This window comes from Ginsengibacter hankyongi (assembly GCF_008710285.1).
Taxonomy (GTDB): domain Bacteria; phylum Bacteroidota; class Bacteroidia; order Chitinophagales; family Chitinophagaceae; genus Ginsengibacter; species Ginsengibacter hankyongi.
The window spans coordinates 1,173,384-1,182,500 of record NZ_VYQF01000001.1 but is presented as its reverse complement, the minus strand read 5'-3'; the positions used below and the strand labels follow the sequence as shown (position 1 = coordinate 1,182,500).

The window sequence follows — 9,117 nt, the reverse complement described above, 5'->3', positions numbered from 1 at the left end:
TTCAGAACGTCGCAAGACAGTTCGGTCCCTATCTGTGATGGGCGTTAGAAAATTGAGTGGACATGACCTTAGTACGAGAGGACCGGGTCGTACGTACCGCTGGTGTATCTGTTGTGCCGCCAGGTGCAATGCAGAGTAGCTATGTACGGATAGGATAAACGCTGAAAGCATCTAAGCGTGAAACCAACCACAAGATGAGTTTTCTTTTAAGGGTCGTCAAAGACTATGACGTTGATAGGCTACAGGTATAAAGGCAGTAATGCCAAAGCCGAGTAGTACTAATTGCCCGTAAGCTTTATTTTTTTATTTTAATTTACAATCTTGTAAACGGTATTACAACTTTCCCTTTATGTTAATTTATTAAGCGGTTAGCCGGTAACGTTAGTTATTAGCTTATTGCCATCTTTTTATGGTGGTTTTGCCGAGGGTGTTCACCTCTTCCCATACCGAACAGAGAAGTTAAGCCCCTCATGGCCGATGGTACTACACAACAATGTGGGAGAGTAGGTAGCTGCCATATTTATTTAAGCCCCCCGATTTATCGGGGGGCTTTTTTTGTTTAAAAAATTTTGACAATAAAGTTTTGAATCAGTTTTTATAGCTAAATTGAAGTTTTTTCCTAAATCATAAATAATGAATAAATTCTTTAAGATGTGCACGAAAAAAATATATTTAGGCTTTCTCATACTTCCTTTTTTGATAATAAATTCATTAGGTTCTCCTTTGGAAGCTTATACTTCCTTTATAAGAGAAGATACGACAACCATTGAAGGACGTTGGGATATTACTATTAATATGGATGGGAAAAAATTGCCTTCATGGTTAGAGGTTCATCGTTCGGGACTTCGTACACTCGTTGGTGAATTCGTAGGAACAGGGGGAAGTGCACGTCCTATTTCAAAAATAAATTTTAGCAATGGCAACTTTAGTTTTTCTATTCCGCCGCAATGGGAAAGGGAAGATAATGACCTTATTGTAAAAGGAATACTTAGGGGTGATAGTCTTTCGGGCAATATGACATTTAGTAATGGAAAAACGTATAACTATGTTGCTTATAGAGCCCCGACGTTAAGACGCAAATCAGCACCAGTTTGGGGCAAGCCAATTACTCTTTTTAACGGCAAAAATCTTAATGGCTGGCACGCTTTAGGAAATAACCAATGGATAGTTGATTCAGGTCTTTTGAGAAGCCCTCACTCAGGTGCAAATCTTGTAACTGATAATACTTTTACTGATTTTAAATTACATATTGAATTTCGATATCCCAAGGAAAGTAATAGCGGTGTATATCTTAGGGGGCGTTATGAAGTTCAGATTGAAGATACCGGAGGCCAGGAGCCGGTAAAAAATGAGTTGGGTTCAATTTATGGATTTCTTGCTCCTACTGAACTCGTTGCAAAAGGTGCAGGGCAATGGCAATCTTATGATGTAACCTTGGTTGGCAGAATGGTAACAGTTGTTGCTAACGGTATTACAATTATTTGTAATCGCGAAATTCCTGGTATTACCGGCGGCGCAATTAACAGTAATGAAGGTGAGCCGGGGCCTTTAGTCATACAGGGGGATCATGGCCCAATTGATTACAGAAATATTATATTAACTCCAGCGAAGTAATTACTAGTGATTTAGAAAATTAAATTTTAGATTAGTAGAAGTTTTTTATCTAGTGATGTGAAGGGTAAATGATGACATCATTTACATACATGGGAAGATTTTTTTTAGCGATATCCAGAGCACTTACTTCGTGTTGATTGAAAATTTTCAGATCATCACAATTTTCGCAGTTGAGAACCACAGCAGTTTTCTTAAAATCAATTTTACCATTTACTCCTGGTTTTACCATAAATGCCAGCTCTGAGGCATTGCCGTAAATATTAAAATCCATTTCATTAAGCCTTAACAGTTCTTTTAAATCCATTCCGGGGTAAATGCCATTTCGAAATTGCCATTCATTATTTCCGGTAACAGAATTTTTGTTCTCGGCTCCTGCAGTAGGAAGAGAATGAGGTACTAGAATGTACAAAAGGTCCTTAAGGTTTTTTTCATCCCCCCAAACAAAAACAACCTGATATCTTGTACCACTAAATAATACTGAACATTTTTTTAACTCTTTCTCAGAAAAATAATACATGTCCTTTTTTATATTTTGTTCTCCAAAAAAGCTCGCCAGCAGTTCATTGGAGTCAAACTGCAGAAGATCCTCTGCATACTTTACCGTTGTTGGAATTTTCCTTTCTATTAACCTAAACTGATATCGGAGCGTTCCGCTGTCTGCTGTTTGTGTTGACTGAATCGAAATGTTTCCCTTTTGGAATAAAATTGACGTGTCTTTTGATACATCTTTTTCCGTGTCGTAAAAGAAACCTGATTTTATTAAAAAACGCCGGCCATTTAAAAATTCAGTTAAAGAGGATGTTGTTAAATTGAAATATTTTAATTCATCACTTAATTGAATATTCATTATCCTTTTTGGACCATTGTATGCTTTATTCTTTTTAATTCTTATACTGTAATTCGCTTCAAGTATTTCATGCTCTGATTTACTGCTTATCAGCTCATAGCCATTTTTATTCATGAAATGATCGATATTTTTTATAGGTAGAGAAGCTACTTTAACAAGGTCATCTACTGTAAATGACTGGCCAAATATTGCTGAAGCAAAATTTTGAAGAATAAGAATAAGTAAAAGTCTCTTCATGAGTTATCTTGTTGGTAATCGAATTCGGTAGCGGTTTTAAATGGAATTTGGGGAAATATAAAGCTGAAGATAAATCAGTTATTAAAATAAGAGGCCTAAAATAACCGATTTTTTCAGAAATTCAAAATAACCCGATAATGTATTATTACTTACTTCTCGCGCGGGCAGCAGAAAGGGCTTGAGATTTTAAAACTATTACACTTGTATGGCACAGAAAATCGCCATCCACCACTGCAGGCAAGGTTGCCAAAAGTTAAACCACATTGCGGCTTCGTTTAAACTCTACCGTTATACTTCTATTTTAGATGCGTAATCAATAGGGCGAATATTTTATTACTTGCTATTTGCCATAAATTAGAAACAACCATAGACCTACATTAGCAACAAATTCACTGGGATTTTCAAACAAAATATATTTTGTATGGTGAGCGGGCGCTGAAGGCCTATTTTCAAATACCCTATACCGTTAGTTTATTTTCCTGGTTTTGACGGACGCACTTCTATTTTGCTGGGAAGTGTGCGTGGATGCATATTTAAAAGGTCAGTAACTAACTTTCCAATATCTTCAGGTTGAATCTTCCATGCATCAGCATCATTGGGTACATGATTGTTAAAATGAGTTGCAACTGAACCGGGCATAATGGTTGTTACTTTAATATCGTATTTCCGGAGGTCGAGCATAATAGCTTGTGAAAAACCGACCAGCCCAAATTTACTGGCATTGTAAGCGGCGCCGTTTTCAAAGAAGTTAGTACCGGCAAGACTGGCAATAGTTATTATATATCCTTTGGAATTTTTTAATGCATCCATACTTGCTTTTACGCTGTTAAAAACTCCAGTAAGATTAGTGTCAATAGTGTTTTTCCAATCTTCTTCCGATAAAGTATCAATAGGCGCAAAATGCCCAACCCCTGCATTAGCTACTAAAACATCAAGTTGCCCAAAATGATTAATGATCTCTTTAACTGTTTTTATTTCATCATCAAGAGAACTAACATTTGATGCTAATCCTAATATCATTGACGGATCCTTACTTAGTGACGTTGCCGCTTGTGTGGCTGCAGCTGCATCGCGGCTTGTAATCGCTACCCTCATGCCAATACTTAATAATTCTTTTGCTATGCCATAACCAATTCCTTTGCTTCCGCCTGTTACGTAGGCTACTTTATTACTGAGTGTATTCATAAAACGTTTATTTAAATTTTTTGAATTTATTTATGTATATGTCAATTCTAAAATAACACTTTAAATTATATTAAGTTCATTGCTAATTCCAGCTTCGACAACTTTTAAAGGTTTTAGTATTTGAATGTATCTTTCAAACACCTTAAGCAAACTTCAGATTTTCTTCATAATTAATTTTTATTTTCATCTTCAAATAAAATTTTCTTCCATGAAAAAAATCTCTATTATTTGTTTACTCTTTTTTATTGGAAAAACAAATTTATTTGCCCAATCTTCCGGCTATCGCCTTACCGATAGTTTTCACATTGCGGGCCCTGGCGGATGGGATTACATCGCCGTTAATAAAAATAAATTATATGTGTCGCACGGCACACTGGTAAACATTATCGACAAGAATAATGGTGATTCGCTTGGCGAGGTTCCTAATACAACAGGCGTACATGGCATTGCTTTCGATAATGAATTAAATAAAGGATATACCAGTAATGGCAGGCTGAACAATGTAACTGTATTTGATCTCAACACAAATAAAATATTAGCTCAAATTCCGACGGGTATAAATCCGGACGCAATTTTTTATGAAGATTATTCAAAAAAAATTATTACATGCAATGGAAGAAGTAATAGTCTTTCTATAATTGATCCCGTAACTGATAGGGTGGTAGATACTATTGCTTTGAGTGGCAAACCAGAAACCGCGGTTAGTGATGGAGCCGGAAAAGTATTTGTAAATATTGAAAATAGAAGTGCTATCAGCGAAATTGATATGAAGAGTTTAAAAGTAGAGAACACATGGTCCATCGCGCCTGGAAAATCTCCTTCTGGTTTATCGATTGATCGAAAAACAAAAAGATTGTTTGCAGGATGTGAAAACAAAATGCTAGTGGTGTTGAATGCAGAAAATGGCTCTGTGGTGAGCACCCCGGCAATTGGAGAGGGATGCGACGGTACTGCTTTTGATCCGGCATTAAATTATGTGTATTCGTCAAATGGAGAGGGAACACTTACAATAATTAAAGAAATTTCAAAAGATAAGTATGATGTTATAGAAAATGTACCGACAAAAAGAGGTGCAAGAACTTTAGCAGTTGATCCACTAACGCATATAGTCTATTTACCTACAGCAAACTTTAAACCTGCAGTAAGCGGAGAACGGCGGCCACCAATGGTTCCAGGCAGCTTCCAGGTTTTAGTGGTGAAAAAGAAATAAGATTTGGTTTAATTTTCAACCGCTTTACTTTTACATATTTGTTTTGTTGTAATTAGAATAGCCTAAGCTAGATTTTACTTAAATAATTTTACCGGCCAGGGCAGCCTGTTTAAAGTCAAATGATAATAATGTATCGGGACAGGATTGAACTGCATATTGAAAAAAGCAATTCCTTTCTTATCGGATCCCTCAAATCGAAATGTGCGATTAGTGCCTGAGTGATCTTTAATTGCTGAATCGGTTAGTAAATAAAATGCGCCACAATCTTTGCCCATTTTGTTGCTGCCTCCAATTAATGAATAAATAAATTTTTCGTCTTTTAATACCAGGTAAACTGCTATAACCTGCCCGTTACTTTCCGCAACGTAAGTTGCTGTTTGCTTTTTTTTTGAAGCAATATTACATGCATCTTTCAATCTTTTATAATCATCTAACCCAATTTCAGGATGTTCAGTTGCATAATATTTGCGATAGAAATCTATCACTTCATTTACATTGCGGTTTCTTAAAACTTCAACGTTATGTGCAGCAGCTTTTTTTAACATACGTACGGTAAGTCTTTTATATTCGCTATAAATCTTTTCGTATTTTTTGTTTAGATCCAATAAAAAATTATCTCTTTTTTTTAATTGGAGATCTTGTAATGTAACCTTGTAAGGGTTTATTATATTTTCTTTAAAATCTATATCAAGGTATTTGAAATGTTTAGGAATAGCATGTAAAAACAAGTTTACTATTTCGTCTGAAATATTACCAAAAATTCCTAAAGTCTTTGTAAAAAAAGGCTGGTATAAATAATGCACACCATACTTTTTATTCCAGGTTAAAGGCATTACTATTTCATAGTCATTTAGTATTAATGCATCCCAGTTTTTACTCATTGCATCAAGATAAAATGAATAAGCATAAATTAATCCGTTAGGCGCAGTATCAATACAGCGATCCCATTTTTGCTTATCAATATTTGCCTGCGGCAGATATGAGACTTTCAATTCAAATTTTTTTTAATGAGCCTTATAATTGAGGAAGATCGAAAAATTTATAAAACCTGAAATTTTGTATATCAATACTGAATGAAATATTTTTCCAAAAGCGTTTATCCGTAATAGTTGATTTAAAATAGTCAGCATATATTTTACTGTAAATAACAGGAACATAAATGTTGATTAAATTTTTTACGATCGATACCTGAAACCCTGCATCATAAATAAACTTACCGGAAGGAGCATTCGTTTTCCAGGCTTCGGCATACGTTCCTGCATCAAAAAATAGTTTCAAAGGAATTTTAAAAGGAAGAACTTGTAATGGATTAAATTTCTTAGGGAAATCAGTTTCAAAATTTGCCGCGGCGAGCCAGTCATCAGTTTTACCAATTTTATTTGCAAGTAAATCTGACCGAACTTTAAATCCTCCATCCCTTATCATTATTTGTTGAGAACGGAATCCCTGGAATTCATTTCTGCCTGCGAAATAATTGCTGTAAGTATAATCCTCATAACCATTGGCGCCCGTCATGTTTAAATGATACCTGTCAGTTTCAAATTCTTTAAGAATGGTTTTATCGCCGAGGTAAATAAATTTTCCTCCGAATAGTCTTACGTTCATTCCACCGCCTTTTGCATAATTGAAAAAATATTTTCCTTCAAAAGCAAGGCGAACAAAATCTTTTGCCTGTTCCGCCTGCAGCAATCCTGAATAAGGGTATAATACCCGGTTGTTTTCAATCTTCAATTGTAATTGATTAAGATAACGGTTAAGCTTAGGGTAAGAAATGACGTCCGTTTGGTTGATGGTATCTCTTGAAAATAATAAACCTGTTTCTTTAATAAAATATGTTTTCCATTGAATACTTTTTGTAATGTTGCTGGTTGCATTTTTGTTTTTGAAAATTATTTTTAATGAGGGGACAATTTTTGAAAATCCAAGATAGTTTTTTGTTCCTGTTGAATCGGTAAAATCATCCCCGGAAAATTTTGCAGCGCTTACTGATAGCTCTGCTTTTCTTATCAATCCATAACTTAAAAAGTTATAACCAACTTTCCCGATTCCTGTAAAAGTTTTGCTGCCAGTGGCATACATTGGCGCCACAATAAAATGAAATGTTGGTTCTGGCAAAGTGTAATTATGAACCAGCGCTCCAACCATAAATTTATCGTAATAATTAAATCCTGCCGCGGGAGAAAGAAATATATAGTTATGCTTGTCAGTTTCGTTAAAATTGAACAAAGCAGAGAGTTTCAAGTCTTTCTTTTCTGCAGGTTCAATATTTCCTTTTTGATGTAACATTAAAAAAATGGAATCAACGTTTTTTTTACTAACGTCTTCAACTACCTTTTTAAAATCTTGCGGTTGAGGATGTTTAAACTTCCACCTGTTATAATATTCGTGAAGGCAACTATCGAATAAACTTTCACCTACATAATCTTCCAAAACTTTCATCCATTTTCCGGTTTTATAATACGCGGTTAATCCGTAATTCAATTCTGAAAAATTTTCTGAAGTTGTTTCTATGGGCTGGTCTTTCTTATTGGTTATTTCTGTTCTGCACTCAAGGTCTGTTTCATCATCGGGCAATTTATTATTAATGAAATCCTGTTTATTTTTTTGAATTCGATCATCACCGTATTTTATCTTTTTATAACGGTTATCAAAAAAAGTATTCATGCCTTCGTCCATCCATGGATGGTCTCTTTCATTGCTTGCCAATATCCCATAGTTCCAGTTATGTCCTACTTCATGTTCTATCGTAAGGTTAAGCGATTTTTCATCAGGCATGGGTGAAATACATGTAATCGTTGGATATTCCATTCCTCCATTAAAGCCCATTTTTGCTTCAACTGCGGATACGACGTTGTATGGATATTCGCCAAGCCATTTGCTTCGCGTTGTTACCGCATCTTTTATAAACCGGATACTATTTTTCCAGGTATTTTTTCCAGCAGGTGTGTAGTATGCATAAACATTAATAATTTTTCCTGAAGCTAACTTCAATGTATCATGATTTACGATAAAATTTTTATCAGCAAACCACGCAAAGTCGTGAACATTGTTCTGAATATAATTTATCGTTTTTGTTTCTTCTTTTTGCTTTGATGTGTAAACAGGATTTTCAATTACATGCTTAATCGGGGAATTCGATTTTGCAGGTAAATGATGATTACCTTTTTTAATTGGTGTTTTTGATTTTGTTTTCGATTGCGAATTTTTTTTCGCTTTGTTATTTTGGATTGAAATTTCTTTTACAACAGCAACTTTCTGTTTGGGTTTTGGCAGGTTCCATTCACTTTCACTTTCTCTTTCTTTTAAAAAATTTAGTTCATCTGCATTTTGTAATTCACCGGTTGCAGCCACTACATAGTCTTTTGGAATAGTAATCAGAACATCATAATTTCCAAACTCACTATAAAATTCGCCCTGGTCTAAATAAGGAATCGGGTGCCATCCTTTAGCATCATATACTGCCGGCTTGGGATACCATTGTGTTACCTGGTAGGTCTGTCCTACATATCCACCTCTCGAAAAGTTGAAAGGAATTTTTTCATGAAACGGTGTGGTAATTTTTATTGCTTGTGCTGGCGCAAGTGGCGTTGGTAAAATAAGTTTAGAAATATCAATATACTGCGGATGATCTTCAAGTTGTGCCGTTACGCCATCAACTTTAAAATCGAGCCTGTTAATGTATCCTCGTATTTCATTATCACTAAAATAAAAATCTGTTCTGCCCAACTGTAATAGTTGTTCACTAAATGCCGTGCGGTCGTTTTTATAAGCATCTGGCCAAAGATGAAACCATATAAAACGGAGAGTGTCCGGTGAATTATTGGTGTAGTTAATTGTTTCAAAGCCATCTAAAGTGTTGTCGACATCATTCAGTGAAACATCAATTTTATAATCTGTTTTTTGTTGAAAATAATTGCCAATAGCATCTTGCGTTTTTTTTAATGATTGACAATTTGCGGAAGCAAGAACTACAAAGATGAAAGAAAATATTATTAAGAATTTTTTCAAAACAGTTATTTCATCA

6 protein-coding genes and 2 rRNA genes (1 of these 8 cut by a window edge) are annotated in these 9,117 nt (G+C 35.0%); 4 read left to right on the top strand and 4 right to left on the bottom strand.

The annotated features are described in order from the left end of the window. From FW778_RS04905 to FW778_RS04895, 3 genes are all read left to right on the top strand, one after another. Positions 1 to 302, top strand: a 23S ribosomal RNA gene (locus tag FW778_RS04905); it begins 2,582 nt to the left of the window's first position. 106 nt (positions 303 to 408) lie between these two features. Beyond that, positions 409 to 520, top strand: a 5S ribosomal RNA gene (rrf, locus tag FW778_RS04900). Between the two features lie 113 nt (positions 521 to 633). Beyond that, positions 634 to 1,614: a 3-keto-disaccharide hydrolase gene (locus tag FW778_RS04895; protein WP_235906025.1), complete on the top strand. Its 981-nt coding sequence runs from the start codon at positions 634 to 636 to the stop codon at positions 1,612 to 1,614. Between the two features lie 49 nt (positions 1,615 to 1,663). Here FW778_RS04895 and FW778_RS04890 read toward each other — a convergent pair whose 3' ends face one another. Then, positions 1,664 to 2,698: a hypothetical protein gene (locus FW778_RS04890; protein ID WP_150413492.1), complete on the bottom strand. Its 1,035-nt coding sequence runs from the start codon at positions 2,696 to 2,698 to the stop codon at positions 1,664 to 1,666. 471 nt (positions 2,699 to 3,169) lie between these two features. Beyond that, positions 3,170 to 3,883: an SDR family oxidoreductase gene (locus tag FW778_RS04885; RefSeq protein ID WP_150413491.1), complete on the bottom strand. Its 714-nt coding sequence runs from the start codon at positions 3,881 to 3,883 to the stop codon at positions 3,170 to 3,172. 208 nt (positions 3,884 to 4,091) lie between these two features. On the opposite strand from FW778_RS04885, the gene FW778_RS04880 reads away from it, so the two are divergent. Further along, positions 4,092 to 5,093: a YncE family protein gene (locus FW778_RS04880; protein WP_150413490.1), complete on the top strand. Its 1,002-nt coding sequence runs from the start codon at positions 4,092 to 4,094 to the stop codon at positions 5,091 to 5,093. Positions 5,094 to 5,167: 74 nt separating this feature from the next. On the opposite strand, the gene FW778_RS04875 is transcribed toward FW778_RS04880, so the two are convergent. Then, the gene (locus FW778_RS04875; RefSeq protein ID WP_150413489.1) at positions 5,168 to 6,085 is read right to left on the bottom strand and encodes a hypothetical protein; all 918 of its coding nucleotides are present in this window, start codon (positions 6,083 to 6,085) and stop codon (positions 5,168 to 5,170) included. Between the two features lie 22 nt (positions 6,086 to 6,107). Further along, complete coding sequence (locus tag FW778_RS04870; protein ID WP_150413488.1) at positions 6,108 to 9,101, bottom strand: M1 family metallopeptidase; 2,994 nt, start codon at positions 9,099 to 9,101, stop codon at positions 6,108 to 6,110. Between the last annotated feature and the right edge of the window lie 16 nt (positions 9,102 to 9,117).

Coding starts and splice junctions, on each gene's coding strand:
- FW778_RS04895 (WP_235906025.1), top strand. CDS start 634: ATGAATAAATTCTTTAAGATGTGCACGAAAAAAATATATTTAGGCTTT.
- FW778_RS04880 (WP_150413490.1), top strand. CDS start 4,092: ATGAAAAAAATCTCTATTATTTGTTTACTCTTTTTTATTGGAAAAACA.
- FW778_RS04885 (WP_150413491.1), bottom strand. CDS start 3,883: ATGAATACACTCAGTAATAAAGTAGCCTACGTAACAGGCGGAAGCAAA.
- FW778_RS04890 (WP_150413492.1), bottom strand. CDS start 2,698: ATGAAGAGACTTTTACTTATTCTTATTCTTCAAAATTTTGCTTCAGCA.